The 18,555-nt window shown below is 29.3% G+C and carries 21 protein-coding genes; 18 read left to right on the forward strand and 3 right to left on the reverse strand.

Going from position 1 to position 18,555, the window contains the following annotated elements; all coding sequences use genetic code 11:
* The first annotated feature begins 7 nt into the window (after nt 1–7).
* The 5 genes from BXQ17_RS11040 to BXQ17_RS11060 are packed head-to-tail and all read left to right on the forward strand — an operon-like array spanning nt 8 to nt 2,988.
* Nucleotides 8–451, forward strand: a complete 444-nt coding sequence (locus BXQ17_RS11040; RefSeq protein ID WP_077810706.1) for a 3-hydroxyacyl-ACP dehydratase FabZ family protein — start codon at nt 8–10, stop codon at nt 449–451.
* Between the two features lie 3 nt (nt 452–454).
* Nucleotides 455–1,729 (forward strand): beta-ketoacyl synthase, encoded by a 1,275-nt coding sequence (locus BXQ17_RS11045; protein WP_077810707.1) that lies wholly within the window; start codon nt 455–457, stop codon nt 1,727–1,729.
* Nucleotides 1,730–1,732: 3 nt separating this feature from the next.
* Entirely contained in the window at nt 1,733–1,984 is a 252-nt protein-coding gene (locus tag BXQ17_RS11050) for an acyl carrier protein (protein WP_077810708.1), read from the forward strand.
* Nucleotides 1,977–2,564 carry a 4'-phosphopantetheinyl transferase superfamily protein gene (locus BXQ17_RS11055; RefSeq protein WP_077810709.1) on the forward strand — a complete coding sequence of 196 codons (588 nt, stop codon included), beginning with the start codon at nt 1,977–1,979 and terminating at the stop codon, nt 2,562–2,564. The genes BXQ17_RS11050 and BXQ17_RS11055 overlap by 8 nt, the downstream gene beginning before the upstream one ends.
* A complete protein-coding gene (locus BXQ17_RS11060) occupies nt 2,539–2,988 on the forward strand; it encodes a 3-oxoacyl-ACP synthase (RefSeq protein ID WP_077810710.1) in 450 nt (149 codons plus the stop codon). Before BXQ17_RS11055 ends, BXQ17_RS11060 begins: the two co-directional genes overlap by 26 nt.
* On the opposite strand, the gene BXQ17_RS11065 is transcribed toward BXQ17_RS11060, so the two are convergent.
* From BXQ17_RS11065 to BXQ17_RS11075, 3 genes are all read right to left on the reverse strand, one after another.
* Nucleotides 2,966–3,892, reverse strand: a complete 927-nt coding sequence (locus tag BXQ17_RS11065; protein WP_077810711.1) for an ABC transporter ATP-binding protein — start codon at nt 3,890–3,892, stop codon at nt 2,966–2,968. The two genes, BXQ17_RS11060 and BXQ17_RS11065, sit on opposite strands and share 23 nt — an antisense overlap.
* A 240-nt stretch (nt 3,893–4,132) precedes the next feature.
* Entirely contained in the window at nt 4,133–6,208 is a 2,076-nt protein-coding gene (locus BXQ17_RS11070) for a M13 family metallopeptidase (protein ID WP_077810712.1), read from the reverse strand.
* Nucleotides 6,209–6,341: 133 nt separating this feature from the next.
* Complete coding sequence (locus tag BXQ17_RS11075) at nt 6,342–8,432, reverse strand: prolyl oligopeptidase family protein (protein WP_254712421.1); 2,091 nt, start codon at nt 8,430–8,432, stop codon at nt 6,342–6,344.
* Nucleotides 8,433–8,623: 191 nt separating this feature from the next.
* Here BXQ17_RS11075 and trxA point away from each other — a divergent pair, with 191 nt between their 5' ends.
* The 13 genes from trxA to BXQ17_RS11140 all read left to right on the forward strand — a co-directional run bounded on the left by trxA (nt 8,624) and on the right by BXQ17_RS11140 (nt 18,541).
* Entirely contained in the window at nt 8,624–8,983 is a 360-nt protein-coding gene (gene trxA, locus BXQ17_RS11080) for a thioredoxin (protein WP_077810714.1), read from the forward strand.
* Nucleotides 8,984–9,170: 187 nt separating this feature from the next.
* The gene (locus BXQ17_RS11085; protein WP_068363465.1) at nt 9,171–9,509 is read left to right on the forward strand and encodes a PadR family transcriptional regulator; all 339 of its coding nucleotides are present in this window, start codon (nt 9,171–9,173) and stop codon (nt 9,507–9,509) included.
* Between the two features lies 1 nt (nt 9,510).
* The gene (locus BXQ17_RS11090) at nt 9,511–10,161 is read left to right on the forward strand and encodes a hypothetical protein (protein WP_077810715.1); all 651 of its coding nucleotides are present in this window, start codon (nt 9,511–9,513) and stop codon (nt 10,159–10,161) included.
* A 4-nt stretch (nt 10,162–10,165) separates the two neighbouring features.
* Nucleotides 10,166–10,843: a hypothetical protein gene (locus BXQ17_RS11095; RefSeq protein WP_077810716.1), complete on the forward strand. Its 678-nt coding sequence runs from the start codon at nt 10,166–10,168 to the stop codon at nt 10,841–10,843.
* 2 nt (nt 10,844–10,845) lie between these two features.
* Entirely contained in the window at nt 10,846–11,523 is a 678-nt protein-coding gene (locus BXQ17_RS11100; RefSeq protein ID WP_077810717.1) for a hypothetical protein, read from the forward strand.
* Complete coding sequence (locus BXQ17_RS11105) at nt 11,520–12,230, forward strand: hypothetical protein (protein WP_077810718.1); 711 nt, start codon at nt 11,520–11,522, stop codon at nt 12,228–12,230. Before BXQ17_RS11100 ends, BXQ17_RS11105 begins: the two co-directional genes overlap by 4 nt.
* A 2-nt stretch (nt 12,231–12,232) precedes the next feature.
* The gene (locus BXQ17_RS11110) at nt 12,233–12,940 is read left to right on the forward strand and encodes a hypothetical protein (protein WP_077810719.1); all 708 of its coding nucleotides are present in this window, start codon (nt 12,233–12,235) and stop codon (nt 12,938–12,940) included.
* 51 nt (nt 12,941–12,991) lie between these two features.
* Nucleotides 12,992–14,458, forward strand: a complete 1,467-nt coding sequence (locus tag BXQ17_RS11115; RefSeq protein WP_077810720.1) for a DUF5687 family protein — start codon at nt 12,992–12,994, stop codon at nt 14,456–14,458.
* Between the two features lie 22 nt (nt 14,459–14,480).
* Entirely contained in the window at nt 14,481–15,176 is a 696-nt protein-coding gene (locus BXQ17_RS11120) for an ABC transporter ATP-binding protein (protein ID WP_077810721.1), read from the forward strand.
* 142 nt (nt 15,177–15,318) lie between these two features.
* Nucleotides 15,319–17,547: a tetratricopeptide repeat protein gene (locus BXQ17_RS11125; RefSeq protein WP_077810722.1), complete on the forward strand. Its 2,229-nt coding sequence runs from the start codon at nt 15,319–15,321 to the stop codon at nt 17,545–17,547.
* Nucleotides 17,547–17,975: a polymer-forming cytoskeletal protein gene (locus tag BXQ17_RS11130; protein ID WP_077810723.1), complete on the forward strand. Its 429-nt coding sequence runs from the start codon at nt 17,547–17,549 to the stop codon at nt 17,973–17,975. The genes BXQ17_RS11125 and BXQ17_RS11130 overlap by 1 nt, the downstream gene beginning before the upstream one ends.
* Nucleotides 17,941–18,159 carry an AtpZ/AtpI family protein gene (locus BXQ17_RS11135; RefSeq protein WP_077810724.1) on the forward strand — a complete coding sequence of 73 codons (219 nt, stop codon included), beginning with the start codon at nt 17,941–17,943 and terminating at the stop codon, nt 18,157–18,159. The genes BXQ17_RS11130 and BXQ17_RS11135 overlap by 35 nt, the downstream gene beginning before the upstream one ends.
* On the forward strand, nt 18,152–18,541 hold the full coding sequence (locus BXQ17_RS11140) for a DUF6168 family protein (protein ID WP_077810725.1): 390 nt from the start codon (nt 18,152–18,154) through the stop codon (nt 18,539–18,541). The genes BXQ17_RS11135 and BXQ17_RS11140 overlap by 8 nt, the downstream gene beginning before the upstream one ends.
* Nucleotides 18,542–18,555 lie beyond the last annotated feature (14 nt).

Consider the following 18,555-nt stretch of genomic DNA (forward strand, 5'->3'; position numbering starts at 1 on the left):
CAATAAGATGAATTCAACTAAAATCATAAAAAGTTTACCTTACAAAAAACCCTTTTTGTTTGTTGATGAATTGATAGAAATTTCAGAAAAAGGCGTTAAAGGAAAATATACTTATAGGGAGGATGAATTTTTTTACGAAGGACATTTTAAAAACAATCCAATTACGCCTGGTGTTATTTTAACGGAAACAATGGCGCAAATTGGTCTTGTTTGTTTAGGAGTTTTTCTTTTGGAAGATCAAATTTCATCCGAAGAAAAAAAACCACAAATTGCATTAACTTCTAATGAAGTAGACTTCTTTTTACCGGTTTTACCTAACGAGAAAGTAACTGTAATTTCAGAAAAAGAATATTTTAGATTTAATAAACTAAAATGTAAAGTAAAGATGCTAAATGCCAATGATGAGTTGGTTTGTAGAGGTACTATATCTGGAATGATAATCGCAAAATAAAAAATGAAAAATAGAGTTGTAATTACTGGTTTAGGAGTTGTTGCCCCAAACGGAGTTGGTTTGCAAGAATTTACAAATGCAATAAAAACAGGAAAATCTGGTATTACTTTTCATCAGAATTTAAAAGACAAAGGTTTTTCTTGTTGTATTGGCGGTGTTCCAATGGTTACCGAAGAAAACAAACAAACATATTTATCGCCTTTACAATTACGTGGTTTTAATTCTACTTCTATTTTATATGGTTGTATGGCTGGTATTGATGCTTGGAAAAATGCTGGTTTTTCTGTTGATGATAATTCAGGTTTAGACTACGATTCGGGTTTAATTTTTGGAACAGGAACTTCAGGAATCGAAAAATTTAGAGAAGCAATTTATAAAATTGATAATCAAAACGTAAGACGTTTAGGAAGTACTTCTGTAGTGCAAACCATGGCAAGCGGAATTTCTGCTTATTTAGGCGGAATTCTTGGTTTAGGAAATCAGGTTACTACAAATTCATCTGCTTGTACAACGGGTACAGAAGCGCTTTTAATGGGTTTTGATAGAATACAAAGCGGCAAAGCAAAACGAATGTTAGTTGGTAGTTCTAGCGATAGTAGTTTATACACTTGGGGTGGTTTTGATGCGATGCGCGTAATGTCTTACAAGCATAACGAAACACCAGAAAAAGGTTCTAGACCAATGAGTGCTACGGCGTCTGGTTTTGTTCCGGGAAGTGGTGCTGGAGCCTTGGTTTTAGAGTCTTTAGAAAGTGCTTTAGCAAGAAACGCAACTATTTATGCAGAGGTTTTAGGCGGAAATATAAATTCTGGCGGACAAAGAAATGGCGGAACGTTAACGGCACCAAATGCAGAAGCGGTGCAAAAATGTATTACTGCCGCAATTTCTGATGCTAGAATTTCTGCGGATGAAATAGATGTAATTAATGGTCATTTAACAGCAACCTCTAAAGACAGTTTAGAAATAGAAAACTGGGCAAAGGCTTTAAATCGAAAAGGAATTGATTTTCCGTATATAAACTCTTTAAAATCTATGGTTGGGCATTGTTTGGCAGCTTCTGGCGCAATCGAGTCTGTAGCAGCAGTTTTACAAATTAAAGAGCAATTTGTGTTTCCAAATATTAATTGCGAAGATGTACAATCAGAAATTGCAACACTAATTTCTACGGATAAAATTCCTACAAAAATAATAGAGAAAGATATTACTATTTTAGCAAAAGCAAGCTTTGGTTTTGGTGATGTAAATGCTTGTGTTATCTTTAAAAAATATTCAGAATAAAAAATGACAAAAGAAGAAATTATAAGCAAGTTAACAGTTATTGTAAAGCCTTATGTTCAAAATGAAGATGGTTTTAAAAAAATCTCTGAAAACACCTATTTTATAAACGATTTAGAAATAAATTCTGCAAACTTAGTAGATATTATTTTGGATGTTGAAGATGAATTTAACGTAGAGATAGATAACGATTCTATGGAGAAAATGCTTTCTGTAAAAGCAACCGTAGCAATTATTCAAGAAAAAATGAATGGATAATATTGGTAATGATATTGTTGATTTAAACCTTGCTAAAACTCAAAGCAATTGGCAAAGAAATGGTTTTTTAGAGAAACAATTTACCCAAAAAGAACAGCAAGAAATTTATAATTCTAAAAATCCGTTTTTACAAGTTTGGCAATTTTGGTCTATGAAAGAAGCTGCCTATAAATGTTATACACAACAAGTTGAAAAACGTTTTTTTGCACCTTTAAAATTTGAATGTACTTTAATTTCTGAAGATAAAGGAACTGTTTTTTTTGAAGACAAAATTTTTTATACAACTACAACTTTTAATCCTTTTTATGTTTCTACTATTGCAAAACAAAACGCAACTACAACTTCTATTTTTTTGAAAATAGGAAAATCAGATAATGTAGATAAAGATTTAAAAACGGAGTTAGCATCAATAGTTAGTTTGAAATTAGGAGAAATTACAAAAAGAAAATCTTCTGTTGGTGCGCCTTTATATTATTATCAAGAGAGAAAAATAACCAAATCTTGTTCTATTTCTCATCATGGAAATTACGGAGCATTTGCATTTACACTAAACAATGAATTTGAAAGAAGCACTTTATAATAATTGTAAAGAATTTGTAGAGAAACGTTTGCAAAATGTAGAAGAAGTTATTTCTTCTAACCAAAAAGCATTGCAAACAGAAACTAAAAGTTCTGCAGGCGATAAGCACGAAACCGGTAGAGCAATGTTGCAATTAGAAATGGAGAAAGCTGGCCAACAATTGGCTGGAATTACACAAATGAAAGAAATTTTAGCAAAAATTGATATTTCTAAAACTTCTAAAAACGCACATTTAGGCAGTATTGTTTATACGGATAAGGCAAATTATTTCTTGAGTATTTCTGCGGGTCATTTAACTATAGGAAGCACAAATTATTTTGCAGTTTCAGTCTCATCACCAATAGGAAAATTGCTTTTAGGAAAGCAAAAAGACGAAACAATTTCTTTTAACGGAAATGTGTTTAAAATTCTAGAGATAGCTTAATTTTAGTATTGGTTTCTATAAAATCTTTATGATTTAAAAACACAAGTTGATTTTCAAACTCAGCTTCTATCAACCAAAAAGAACCTTTAAAATATGCGTTTTTTACGATGGCAACACTGTTAGAATTATCGATAATTTTTATTTGATGCGGATATAATAATACATGTTTACCGTTTACTATAATTTCGTTTACATCATCAAATAAAGCAGCTACATACTTGCTTTTTGGGTTATTATAAATTTCTTTTGGTGCATTGTGAACTACTATTTTATGATTGCGAATAATTAGCAAAGTGTCTGCAAACGAAAGTGCATCATTTTTATCGTGTGTAGCAACAATACACGCAATATTTTTTTCTTTTAAATAGGCAAAAAGTTTTCTTCTTAAAGAGTTTTTTTTAAAGTTGTCTATTTGGCCAAAAGGTTCGTCTAATAAGAGTAATTCTGGTTCTTTTGCCAAAGCTCTAGCAATTGCTACACGTTGTTTTTGTCCGCCACTTAAATTTTTAACTTTTGTGTTTGCAAAAGCGGTCATTTCTATAACTTCTAATAATTCTTGTGTTCTTTGTTCGCTTTCTTCTGGATAAAATCGAGACAGAAACTTTTTAATATTTTCTGATACAGAAATGTAAGGCATTAAATCGAAATCTTGTGCTACATATTTAAAGAAATCCATACCAGGAACTAGATGAAACTCTGGACCCAGAATTTGATGATCTTTCCAGAAAATTGTTCCTTTATTTACATCTAATAAGCCGTAAATTGCTTTTAAAAGTGTAGATTTTCCGCAACCACTTTCTCCCATAACGCACAAATGTTCTCCTTCTTTTATATTGAAGTTAAAGTTGTCTAAAACCATTTTGTTTTTAGTGTACCCGAAAGAGATATTTTCGATTTTTAGCATCTTACAAAAATAAGGTTTCTATTTGATTTGTTGTTGTAATTTAGATGGCAAGTACGCCTGCGTTAGCGATTGTAGCATTTGTATGAGCTCTTTTATGAGGAACGAATAAAAAGCGAGTGCGAAAAGCGCGACCTTTAGGTAACGCCCAAAAAAACATAAAAAAACCGACACTTTCGTATCGGTTTTGAATTTTAATGTATAAATTTTAAAAAGAAAATTATACTAAAAAGTTCTACGAACTTACCATATTCTTACTCTTTCTTCTGGTTTTAAATACATTTTATCGCCTTCTTTAACATCGAAAGCTTCGTAAAAAGCATCTACGTTTTTAAGTGGCATGTATGCTCTGTACATTCCTGGTGCATGTGTATTTGTCATGATTAAGTTTTTAAGAGCTTCATCACGCATTTTAGTTCTCCAGATGGTTCCCCAAGAAAGGAAAAAACGTTGTTCTGGTGTATAACCATCAATTTTTTCTGGTCTACCGCTTTTTTCTAAGAAGATTTGTAAACCTTCGTAAGCTGCTTGTACACCACCTAAATCGCCAATGTTTTCACCTAACGTATATTCGCCATTTAAGTGCATAGAATCAATAGCAATAATATCTGAGTATTGTTTTACCAATTGCTTACCAATTACTGCAAATTTTTCTGAATCTGATTCTGTCCACCAGTTTTTAAGGTTTCCGTCACCGTCAAAACGTGATCCAGAATCGTCGAAACTGTGAGAAATTTCATGACCAATAACTGCTCCGATTCCACCATAATTTACAGCTTCATCTGCTTTGTAATCGTAAAACGGAGGCTGTAGAATTGCTGCCGGAAATACAATTTCGTTATTTGTAGGATTAAAATAAGCATTTACAGTTTGCGGAGACATACCCCATTCTGTTCTGTCTACTTCTTTACCTAATTTAGCCATATTTTTATTGTAGTTCCATTTTGTAACATTAATACTGTTTTCAAAATAAGAACCGCCTTCGTCTAAACCTTTAACTTGTAATTCTGAGTAGTCTTTCCAAACATCTGGATACGCAATTTTTACAGTTAATTTATGTAATTTTTCTAAAGCTTTTTCTTTAGTTTCTGCACTCATCCACTCTAAACCAGCAATTCTTTTTTCGAAACCTAACATTACATTGTCTATCATTTCTTTTGCTTTTGCTTTTGCTTCTGGCGGAAACATTTTTTCTACGTATAATTTACCTAAAGCTTCACCAATGGCACCGTTTAGGTTACCTAAAGCACGCTCGTTTCTTGCACGTTGTTTTTTAGCACCACGCATTTCTTTGCTATAAAACTCCCAATTTGCAGTTTCTAAGTCTGTAGATAAAGAGCTTAAAGAACTGTTTATAGTGTTCCAACGGAATAATAATTTCATGTCTTCTACAGATCTTTGTGTAAAAATTTTACTCATAGCTTTAAAATAAGCAGGATCTGTAACAATAATTGTTTCTAAGTCTGTAACACCAATTCCTTCTAAATGAGCTTTCCAATCGATAGCTGGCGCTAATTTTGTTAACTCTGCAACAGACATTGGATTGTAGATTTTACGTGTATCTCTACGTTCTTCCTTTGTCATCATTGGTTCTGCTAAGCTAGTTTCAAAAGCAACAATTGTAGCAGCATTCTTCTTAGCTGTAGCTTCATCATCACCAAATTCTTGAAGCATTTTAGCAACAAATATTTCGTATTTAGCCAATTTATCTGCAACTTTTGCATCTACGTAGTAATCTCTAGATAAACCTAAAGAACCACCACCCATATAACCTGCATATTGGCTGCTGTTTTTTAAATCGTTATAAACGCCAAAACCATAAAAACCAGCACCACCATAAGGCGCCATATTGGTAATGTAGTTTTGTACATCTTTTTTTGTTTTTATTTCGTCTATTTTAGCTAAAAAAGGCATTACAGGTGCTTTGCCTTGTTTGTTTCTAGCAACAGTATCCATTATTGTTTGGTAATAGTTTACTGCTTTTTCTTGATCTGAATCTATTTCATTTCCTTGTGCATCTTTTATCTTCGGAAAATCTTTTTGCGCTATGGCATCATTTAAAATAGTTAAAACATCTTCATCTGTTTTTTTACGTAGCTCACCAAAACCACCCCAAGATGTTCGGTCTTCTGGAATTTCTGTTTTATCTATCCAAGTACCGTTTACGTGTCTAAAAAAATCGTCAGATGCTTTTACAGAAGTATCCATGTTTTCTATAATAATTCCTGCAGATCTTTCTTCTGATTTTTCTTCTTTACAAGCAACAAAAGCAAAAGATGCAATTGCAGTTGTAAAAAGAACTTTTTTAACTGTTTTCATTCTTTATATAATTTGAGTTTTACGTTAATAAGTTTTTCAAATAGTAATATGTTACATAATTTAACAGTACTAGATGTTTAAGTGAGTTTTTCAAAGGTAATTAAATAATTAAAAAGAATTATTTTTAAATTAATTACCTGTCTTTAAGTTTATTAGGCAGTTTTTTAAAGCCCATGTTAAATAAAGTGAAACCAAAAATATCTGCAAATTGTGCTATCGTTTTTGCAATAGGTGTTCCGGCTCCGTGGCCCGCATTGGTTTCTATTCTTATTAATGTTGGATTTTTGCCTGTTTGTTTTTCTTGTAATTCTGCAGCAAATTTAAAACTATGTGCTGGCACAACTCTATCATCATGATCTCCGGTGGTAATTAATGTTGCAGGATATGCAATTCCTTTTTTTACATTATGTACAGGCGAATATCCTTTTAAATATTCAAACATTTCTTTGTTGTCATTTGCAGTACCGTAATCGTATGCCCAACCAGCACCTGCAGTAAATGTATGATAACGCAACATGTCTAAAACCCCAACAGCAGGTAATGCAACTTTTGCCAAAGTTGGCTTTTGTGTAAGAATTGCGCCAACTAAAAGTCCGCCATTAGAACCACCACGAATTGCTAAAAATTCTGATGAAGTATATTTACTATCAATTAAAAACTCTGCCGCCGCAATAAAATCATCAAAAACATTTTGCTTTTTAAGTTTTATACCCGCGTTGTGCCATTTTTTACCATATTCTCCGCCACCTCTCAAGTTCGCAACAGCATACACACCACCTTGCTCCATCCAAACTAAATTTGCAATACTAAAACTAGGCGTTAAACTTACATTAAATCCGCCATAACCATACAAAATAGTAGGATTTTTGCCATTTAACTCAATTCCTTTTTTGTGTGTAATAATCATCGGAATTTTAGTGCCATCTTTAGACGGATAAAAAACTTGTTTGCTTATATAATCATCAGTATTAAAAGCCACTTTTGGTTTCCAATATGTTTGGTAAGAGCCATTTTCTGGATTGAATTTATAAGACGAATTCGGAGTGTTGTAATTCGTAAAAGAAAAATACAATTCTTTAGCTTCTATTTTTCCACCGAAACCCGTAACAGAACCAATGCCTGGTAGAGAAATTTCTCTTATAAATTCGCCATTAAAATTGTATTGAAAAACTTTAGAAACCGCATCTACCATATAATTTGCAAACAAATAATTTGCGCCTTTAGAAATAGCTAAAACATGTTCTGTTTCTGGTATAAAATCTTGCCAATTTTTTGGTGTAGGATTCGAAAAATCTACAGTAACAACTTTTTTATTGGGTGCATTTAAATTGGTTGCTAAAAAAAGCGTAGAAGCTTTGTTATCAATTACATAAGTATCACTTTCTAGCGTTTCTATAATTGGTTTTAGTGTGCTTTTTTCTTCGGATAAATCTTTGATAAATAATTTGTTACCAGAAGTAGAAATTTGTGCAGTAATTATTAAAAAACGATTGTCTTCTGTAACATAGCCACCAATATATCTGTGTTTTTCTGATGTTTTTTCGCCAAAAATAACAATATCATCTTCTTGCGAAGTTCCTAGCTTATGATAATATAATTTATGCTGATCTGTTTTAGCAGACAACTCGCTTCCGGTTGGTTTATCATAACTAGAGTAGTAAAAACCTTCGTTTTTGTACCAAGAAATTCCAGAGAATTTTACATCAACAATAACCGGTTCTTTTTGTTTTTTAGAAACAACATCAATAATAATTATTTTTCGCCAATCAGAACCACCTTCAGAAATAGAATATGCGGCGGTTTTACCATCTTTAGAAAAACTTAATGCGCCTAAAGAAGTTGTACCGTCTTTAGAAAAAGTATTTGGATCTAAAAATATTTCTGGTTCAGAATTATCTATGGTTCTATAAATTACGCTCTGATTTTGTAAACCATTATTTTTAGAAAAATATGTGTAATCGCCTTCTATAAAAGGCGTACCTATTTTTTCATAGTTCCATAAACTAGCCAATCGATTTTTTAATTGATCTCTGTAAGAAATTTGATTTAGATAGTTAAAAGTAACCTTATTTTGTGCTTTTACCCAATCTTTGGTTTCTACGCTTCTATCATCTTCTAACCATCTGTAATTATCTGTAACTTCTGTGTTAAAATAAGTGTCTACAACTGGTTTTTTTTCTGTTTTTGGGTAAATCAATGCAAGTGTGTTTATGATGTTTAATATACCAAACAAAGTTAATTGTTTTATCAAAATTAAATTATAATCGCTTTATTAAAGAATGATTTAACTGTTTTTAACTTTACGATATTTGTTATCGATAGCTATTTGTAATACTTTAGAGGTTTTTACGACTAATTTTGTAGTAAAATAATTATAAAATTAAAATTCAACAAAGTTGAATTAAAAACATTCATATGACAGAAAATTTAACAAAAGCAACATTTTTAGAAAAAGTATTTAATTTTGAAAAAAATAAAGAGTGGAAATTTGAAGGTAAAAGACCAGCATTAATAGATTTTTATGCAGATTGGTGTGGCCCTTGTAAAATGATTGCGCCAATTTTAGAAGAATTGTCTAAGGAATACGAAGGTAAAATAGATATTTATAAAATTGATACCGAAGCAGAACAAGAATTATCTGCCGCTTTTGGTATTAGAAGCATACCATCTATGTTATTTTGTCCTGCAGAAGGAGAACCACAAATGGCAAACGGAGCTTTACCAAAAGCAGATTTAGAACGCATAATTAAAGAGGTTTTAAAAGTAGAAAAGTAATAACGATTCTTAAAAGAAGTATTTAAATTAAATCCTGAGTTTTAAAAAACTCAGGATTTTTTTTATTCAAAAAACAAATACATAAGAATTCTATGTATAAGAAAATTATGTATATTTGACGAAATATATTTAAAAGTTGTCAATTTAGATGATTTTTAAATTGAAGTGACAAAAACACACCAAAAAAATGGGAAATCAGAAATTATACAAAGGTTCTTTACAAACCATCATTTTAAAATTATTAGAAACTAATGATAAAATGTATGGTTATGAAATTACTCAGAAAGTAAAAGAACTTACCAAAGGCGAACTAAAAATTACAGAAGGTGCTTTGTATCCTGCATTGCACAAATTAGAAGCTGATGGTTTGCTAGATGTTGAGGTTGCAAAAGTGGGCAATAGACTTCGAAAATATTACAAATTAACAGAATCTGGAACCAAAGAAACTGCCAATAAGTTAAATGAAATGCAAGAGTTTTTAAGAACCATGCAGCAATTGGTAAATCCTAAATTAAGTTTGGAGTAATATGGAACAACGTTATGAAATAACCGAAAAACAGTTGACTTTTTTAAACGATTTCTTGTTAAGAAAATATCCAGGTATTTCTCATGAAACTAGAATTGAATTGGTAGATCATTTGGTTTCTGATTTTGAAGCTACAACAGAAAATGGTAATTTATCTCAATATTTATCTAATGAGTTAGAGTTTATAAAAAAGTTTGTTTTTAACGGAGTGAGTGCTCTTAAAATCTCATACAGAAAAGAAACTTGGGAGCAGTTTTTTAGACTTTTTATTGATTTCAAATTGATTCCTTATTCGTTATTAGTTGTTATTGTTTTTTATTTTTTTGCTGAAATTTTAAACGATAAATGGTTATGGTTTTCACTAGTTATTTCACAAGCCATAATTATGTCTGCATCTCTATTATTTGGAATGATAAATAAAAAGAAATTAAAAAAGTTAGAAGAAGTTAAGCTTTTAGGTTCAGAAATTTGGTTGCCATTCTTAATGGTTCAACTTCCGTTAAGTTTCGATTTTCAACATTATATAACTTCTAATAATTATCTATTTATAGTTTATACTTTATTTACGATTAATTATGGTGTTGCAGCTTTTATTGTTTTGAGAAAACATAGAAAAATCATCTTAGAAAAATACAAACACTTGTTAGACTAATGTTATGGAATTAACAAAAGAACAACTTTTACAAATAGACAATTACATCTTTTCTTGTGGTGTAAAATATTACGATGTTAGAACAGAAATTGTAGATCATTTTGCCAATATTTTAGAAACTAAATTAGATAAAAATCCAGATTTAGATTTTAAAAAAGAAATTAGAAACATTCACAGAAACTTTTCTGATAGCGGTTTTAGTAAATTGTTAAATGAGAAAACAAAATCTGTAAATAAAAAGTTTTACAAACAGTCTTTTAAACATTTAATTACGTTTTTTAAACTACCTAAAATCATTATTTCTGGAGCACTATTTTATGTATTGTTTTTGTTGATGAATTTATTTGAAGACAAAGAAAATTTCTTCTTTTGTTTATATGGTGTTTTATTATTTCTAGTGCTTCGAATTTTTTATGAAAACAAAAAATCGAAAAAAGAACAAAAAGAACCCTTTTTAGTTTTAAACAAAACCAATAATTTTTTACAAGTGTTAAACTTAATTTTCATTTGTTTTAACTCGATAACTAATTTTAGAGGCGATGAAAGTTTTTTAAATCCAATGCAAAACAATATTCATTTGGGCGTTTTTGTGTTGTTAGTTTTGTTTTATTGGTCTGGAGAATCTGTTTTTCGCCAAAATAAAAAATTGGTAAAAGAACAATATCCAAGTATAATTGTGTAACTATGGAATTATCAAAAGAACAAATACAATACATAGAACATCGTTTAGAAAACGAAGGTGTAAAATATTGGGATATTAGAATAGAAATGTTAGATCATGTAATTTCTGATCTTGAAAAAAATTTAAATGTAAATAGTTCTGAAGCTGATTTTAAAAAAATGGTTCAGAATTCATTTGTGCTTTTAGGTTGGCATGGTAGTTTTAATGATGTCAATAAACATGGATGGAAAAATGTAAATAAATATTACCGGAAAATATATTTTAAAGGTTTTGTAGATTTTTTCAAAAACATAAAAAACTTAATTGTCTTAGCTCTTTTTTTATTGGGATATTATATCATTTCAGAAGTTTTTGAACCTAAAGTTTTTTTAAAAATAAGTCATACTTTATTTTTCTTACCATTTATATTATTTGTGTTTGTCTTATACAAAATGTATACTAAAAAGTATGGAAAATCTGTTCATAAAGATTATGGTTTAAATTATTTAATGTTGTCTTTTTTAATACTAAATGCAATAGTGACATTTGTTAGAGTAGAAGACGGTTTTCCTCAAGAATTTCATAAAATAATTCTATTTATTATTATTCCTGTACATTTTATTTTTACTTATTCAGGGTATCAAGTTTATGTAAAAGCAATTAAAAGAGTTGAAAATATGCGTAAACAATTATTACAATGAAACTAACAGAACTTCAAATATTAGAACTTTACAAATTCACTAGAAAACATTATGTAGAATATTACGATGTACAAAGTGAATTGGTAGATCATTTGGCAAATGATATTGAAGAAATTTGGCAGTCACAACCAGATTTATCATTTGAAGATGCACGAGATAAATCATTTAAAAAATTTGGTGTTTTTGGCTTTATGAATGTTGTAGAACAAAAACAAACTCAAATGACAAAAAGGTATTTTAAAATTATTCTAAAATTTATAAAAGAATGGTTTAGATTGCCCAAAATAGTGCTTACAGCATTGCTTTTTTTAGGTTTTTATCAATTACAAAAATTACCAAATGCATACAATATGTATATCGCCGTTTTTATTGTTGTAATTCTTTTAGAATGCTATACAATAATTAAAAATAGTAGAAAATTAAAAAAGAAAACCAATAAAACTGGCAAAAAATGGATGTTCGAAAACATCATCGCTATTAACGGTATTGGTAATTCTGCTTTAATTTTATTGTATGCTTTCGACTTTTTATTTCCAGATAATGCGAAAGATTTTTTGTTGATGGGAGATTTTAGAAAAGCTTTATCTGCTGCTATAATTACTTTACTAATTCTTTTTGGTTATGTATCTCTAATTGTTATTCCTAAAAAGGCAGAAGAGTTACTACAAGAAACGTATCCAGAATATAAATTTCATAATTTATTTTGATAATGAAACTTACTCAAAATCATATAGAGCAACTTTTTAAATTTACAAGGAAACATTACGTTTATCATTACGATGTACAAAGCGAATTGGTAGATCATTTGGCAAATGATATTGAAGAAATTTGGGTGGCGCAGCCACTTTTAACTTTTGAGCAAGCACGAGATAAATCATTTAAAAAATTTGGTATTTTTGGTTTTATGGATGTCGTAGAAGAAAAGCAAAAACAAATGAATAAACGCTACTGGAGCATTATTCTAAACTTTGCCAAAGACTGGTTTACGCTTCCAAAAATTGTAATTACAAGTACTGTTTTTTTAGCATTTTTTACTGTTTTACAAGTAAAGTTTTCAGAATATATTTTTTTAGGAACCTTATTGATTTTAATAAGCTTAGAAGGAATCAGTGCTTATAAAATCAGAAAAAAGCATAAAGAAAAAGAAATTAAAAAAGAGAAAATTTTTTTGTTAGAGGCAATGCTTGGTACAACCAAAAATACATACACTGGTTTTACTTTTGTAAACTTATTTAACATTGCTAACTTAACTAGGTTCGATTTTAGTCACTTAAATATCTATTGGCTGTTTGCAATTTCTGTAGTCTTAACGTTGTTGTGCATTTTGTTTTATATTTCTAATTATGTGCTGCCAGAAAAAGCAGAACAATTGTTAATAGAAACCTATCCCGAGTATAAAATTGTAAATAATTTGTAACAAATTGTAATACTTAACTACTTATTATCAATCTAACTAATTACTAAACTTATGATGTTACGCTTTTTAAAACTAGAATGGAAGCAATTTCTTCGATCGGCTTCCTTCGGAAAAAGTATTGCCATTAAAATAATTATGGGCTTTTTTGTCCTGTATTTTTTAGCTACTTTTTTAATAATAGGTATTGGAGGTTATTATATTTTAAAGAAACAATTTCCAGAATCAGACCCACTACAATTGGTAAATTCTTATTTGTTATATGCAATTTTAGGAGATTTAATTTTTAGATACCTAATGCAGAAATTGCCTGTTATGAATATAAAACCGATGTTAATTTTACCAATTAAAAAAAGTAAATTGGTACATTATGTTTTAGGTAAGTCTTCTATTTCGTTTTTTAACATCTTAGGTTTATTTTTCTATATCCCTTTTTCTGTAGTTATAATAAAAGAAGGTTACAATACTTCTGGTGTTTTAGGTTGGTTATTTGCAATAGTTTTAATTATTCAATCGGCAAACTTTTTAAATTTCTTAATTAATAAAAACAATATTGCACTTGGTACAATTGTAGTAACTTTATTAGCTTTAATTGGCTTACAAAAGTTTAATATTTTTGATGTTACAGCATACGCAGGTTCAATTTTCGATAGCATCTATCAAAACCCAATTTATGCATTAATTTTTGTAGTTGTCTTAGTTGTGTTGTATCAATTAAATTATAAACAACTAAGAAATCTTTTATATTTAGATGAAGCAGTTTCTCAAAAAGTAGAAGAAGCAAAATCTTTAGATTTATCTTTTACTGATAAATTAGGAGATGTTGCGCCATTTATTAAAAACGATATGCGTTTAATTTGGCGAAATAAAAGAACAAAAACGGTCTTTTTAATGTCGTTTTTATTTTTGTTCTACGGATTGATATTTTTCACCCAAAAAACATACAGAGAAATGCCAGCAATGTTAATGTTTGCCTCTTTATTTGTAACAGGTGGTTTTGCCTTAAATTACGGTCAGTTTATTCCTGCTTGGGATAGTGCGCATTATAAAATGTTAATGAGTCAGAGTTTTAAATACCGTAAGTTTTTAGAATCTAAGTGGATTTTAATGGTATTTATGACTTCTTTTTTATACATATTAAGTTTTCCGTATTTGTATTTCGGAATCGATATTTTTTTAATGATTACCGCCGGTGCAATCTTTAATATTGGTTTTAATTCACTCTTTTTATTATTTGCAGGATCTTTTAATAGAAAAAGAATCGATTTAAATAAAAGCGGATTTGGTAACACACAAGGTACAAGTGCAACTCAGTTTTTAATTATACTGCCATTAATGGTTTTTCCTATGTTGGTTTTTTGGTTGTTCGACAAATTTGTGGGCGGTAATTCTGGTTACATCGTAGTAGCATCTATAGGAATAATAAGTTTATTATGTAAAAAATATGCTTTAAACCTGATAGAAAAACAGTACATAAAAAATAAATATGTGATGATTAATGCCTTCGGAAAAGAAGCATAATTAAACCTAAAAAGAAAATACAATGATTACAATAAATACAGTTTCAAAAAAATACGGAAAAACAGAAGTTTTAAACGTAGAAAAAATAGACATTCCAACAGGTCAAAGTTTTGGTTTGGTTGGTAATAACGGTGCAGGTAAAACTACTTTATTTAATATTTTATTAGATTTAATTAGACCAACAACTGGTTCTGTTAAAAACAATAATATAGTTGTTAGTGAAAGCGAAGATTGGAAAAATTTTACGGGTTCTTTTATAGACGAATCTTTTTTAATATCTTATTTAACACCAGAAGAATATTTCGATTTTATTGGTGATTTAAGAGGTATGAATAAAGAAGATGTTGCTAAATTTATAGCACAGTTCGAAGATTTTTTTAATGGGGAAATTGTTGGGAAAAAGAAATATTTAAGAGATTTAAGTAAAGGAAATCAGAAAAAAGCGGGCATTGTTGCTGCAATGATGGGTAACCCTAAAGTGGTTATTTTAGATGAGCCTTTTGCAAACTTAGACCCCACAACACAAATTAGATTAAAGCAAATTATTAAAAAACTAACAGAAGATAGAGATATTACCGTTTTAGTTTCTAGTCATGATTTAACACATGTAACAGAAGTTTGCGAACGTATTGTGGTTTTAGATAAAGGAACCGTGGTAAACGACATAAAAACATCCGAAGAAACCTTAAAAGAATTAGAAAGTTATTTTGCTTTGTAACAAATTAAAAACAAAACAAATAGCCACAATAGCATAAATGTTTTCTTACATTTTAGTCTATTCTTAATTTATTACTATTTTTACACTCTTATTTATACTATTTTCACTAGAAATTAGTTTTAGATAAGAGTTTTTTAATTTTATGAAACAACTAAACAAAATACTTCTATTTACTGTTCTTTTAGGAACAATCTACGCATGTAGTACAAAAAAAGATACTGTTATTAGTAGAAACTACCACGCTTTAACGTCTCATTTTAATATTTTGTTTAATGGTGAAGAAGCATTAAAAAAAGGAATAGAAGGTATTAACCAAGGTTATAAAGATGATTGGTTTCAGCAACTACCAATAGAACCAATTGTTTTTGATGATCGTAAAATTGTTGCGCCAACTTTTAAAAATAATAGTCTCGGAGCTGGTTTTGGTAGCAAAAAAGAAAAAACAACAACTACACAACCTGCTGGTCCTTTTGAAAAGGCAGAAGAAAAAGCGGTAAAAGCAATACAAAAACATGGCATGAATATTAACGGTTTAGAGAGAAACCGAAAAATAGACGATGCTTATTTATTACTTGGTAAAGCCCGTTATTATTCGCAACGTTTTGTACCTGCTGTAGAAGCATTTAATTATGTAATTGCAAATTATCCGAATGCAAATTTAATTGCAGAAACTAAAATTTGGCGTGCAAAAGCAAATATTAGAATGGATAATGAAGAGTTTGCCATAGAAACCATGAAACTTTTATTGGTGGTTACAGATACTCTAGAAGCAGATTTGCCAAATGATATCAAAGAGCAAGCAAATACAGCTTTGGCAATGGCTTATGTAAAATCTGATAGTTTACAAAAAGCAAAAAAACATTTAATTTTAGCTACACGAACACAAGAAAATAAAGCACAAGCAGCTAGAAACATGTTTGTTTTAGGGCAAATGTATGCCAATGAAAACAAAAAAGATTCTGCTGCAGCCGTTTTTAACAAACTTGCAAACTTTAAAAAAGCACCATACAAATATAAAATTCATGCAAATATAGAATTGGCAAAGAACGTTGTTAACGATTCTATTTCATCAAGTGTTTTGTCTAGGTTAGAGAAATTAATAGAAGATAGAGATAATAGACCATATTTAGATCAGTTGTATTATCAAGTTGCCTCTTTACATGAAAAAAACGATAGTATTTCTTTGGCTGTAGATTATTACAATAGATCTTTAAGAGCAAAAAATGGTGGCGATAAGCAGAAAAGTTTTACATACGAGAATTTAGGAAATTTATATTTTAAAAACTCTGAGTATCAATTTGCGAGTAGTTATTACGATAGTGTTTTAAATGTTTCTACAGATTCTTTAGCACTTCGAATTAGAAGAGTAAAAAGAAAGTATAAAAACTTAGCGTCGTTAATTAATTTCGAAAATGTAGTTGCTACAAACGATAGTATAATTAGAATTGCATCTTTACCAAAAAATGAACAAGAATCTTATTTTAAAAATTATATAGAAAATTTAAAAAAGCAAGACGAAGAAGCTGCGCAATTAAGACTAAATCAAATAGCATTTGGTGCAAATACAAGTTCGTTACAAACCAATAGTAAAGGCGAATGGTATTTTTATAATAACCAAGTAGTTAGTTTTGGTAAAACAGAATTCCAGAAAATTTGGGGAAACAGAAAGTTAGAAGACAATTGGCGTTGGTCTGCAAATGCAAGCATCAATACTAGAAATACCGATTCTGTAAATGTTTCAAAAATAAATACTAGGTACAATTTAGCTAGTTATTTAGAAACAATTCCTACAGAAAAACAAAAAATAGACACTTTAAAAATAGATAGAAATCAAGCTTTATACGAATTAGGATTAATTTATAAAGAACAATTTAAAAACGAAAACTTAGCAATAAGAAGATTAGAAAGAGTGCTTAGTTTAAACCCGAAAACCGAGTTAGTATTACCAATAAATTGGCATTTGTATCAAATTTATAATAAAAACGGAAATTTAGAAAAATCGAATACACATAAAAATGTTATTCTATCAGAATATCCCAACACGGTTTTTGCTCAGATTATAAAAAATCCAGAAAATAAAATAGAAAATAAAGAAGTTATAAACGAGGTAGAAAAAACTTACAAAAAACTATATTATCTTTACAAAAAAGGAGAGTTTAAAAATGTTCTTGTTAATGTAAACGATGTTTTACCTACAATTAACAATTCTAAATTAAAACCAAAATTCGAGCTTTTAAAAGCATATGCAATTGGTAAGTACCTAGATAAAGAAACTTATAAAAGAGCATTAGAATTTGTTGCTATTAATTACGGAAGTACAGAAGAAGGAAAAAAAGCGAAAGAAATTTTAAAACAATTAACAAAAGAGTAATGTTTAGCAGCAAAGAACCTAAAAAAGAAAAGAAAAAAGCAAACCCAAGAACTATGGAAAGAAATGTAATTGCCAAAAACTCTACATTTAAAGGAGATATTGTCTCTGAAGGAGATTTTAGAATAGACGGTATATTAGAAGGTACTTTAATAACTAAAGGAAGAGTAATTATTGGTTCTGAAGGTGTAATAAAAGGTACTGTAGAATCTACTAATGCAGATATAGAAGGTAAATTCTCTGGAGATTTATCTGTAGCAAATACGTTAACAATAAAAAGTACAGCAAATATTTCTGGAGATGTGGTTATAGGTAAATTATCTATAGAGCCAGGTGCCACTTTTAATGCTACTTGTGCAATGAAGGGTGCATTAAAAGAACTTAATAAAAGTGGTAATGAAACAAAAAAACGCTCAGAAAAAACCGCTTAATAAAGCAATACAGTTATCTGGTGCAGGCTTGCAAATGGGGTTAACAATATATTTAGGCTTTCTTTTAGGAGAATGGTTAGATAAAAAGTTAGACACTTCATTTTTAACAACAACAATTACTTTAGTTGCTATTTTTTTAGCAACATATGCTCTTATTAAACAAGCAAATAAAATAAATGATTAAAAAAATAGTAATTGTACTCGTAGTTTTTCTTGGTTTACATTTTTCAGGCTTTTTTTTACATCAAATTATTATAGAGAGTTATAAAGAAATACTACCTTTTAACCTGCAAAAACTATATCTTTTTCATAGCGGTTTTTCTATACTAATTTGTGTAAATTTATTATTACTTCAAAGTGTTAATAAAAAACCAGAAGACTTAGGTTATATATATTTAGGAGCTTTATTTTTAAAATTACTGTTTTTTTGCGTAGCCTTTTATTCATCAATAATAGAAAGAGATTCTTTGTCTGTTATAGCAAAATTATCATTCTTATTACCCACTTTCGTTTTTTTATCAACAGAAGGAATTATCGTATCAAAAATTAGAAATCAAAAACTATAAATTTAAATTTGAAA

This window comes from Polaribacter sp. BM10, from assembly GCF_002005425.1.
Taxonomy (GTDB): domain Bacteria; phylum Bacteroidota; class Bacteroidia; order Flavobacteriales; family Flavobacteriaceae; genus Polaribacter; species Polaribacter marinaquae.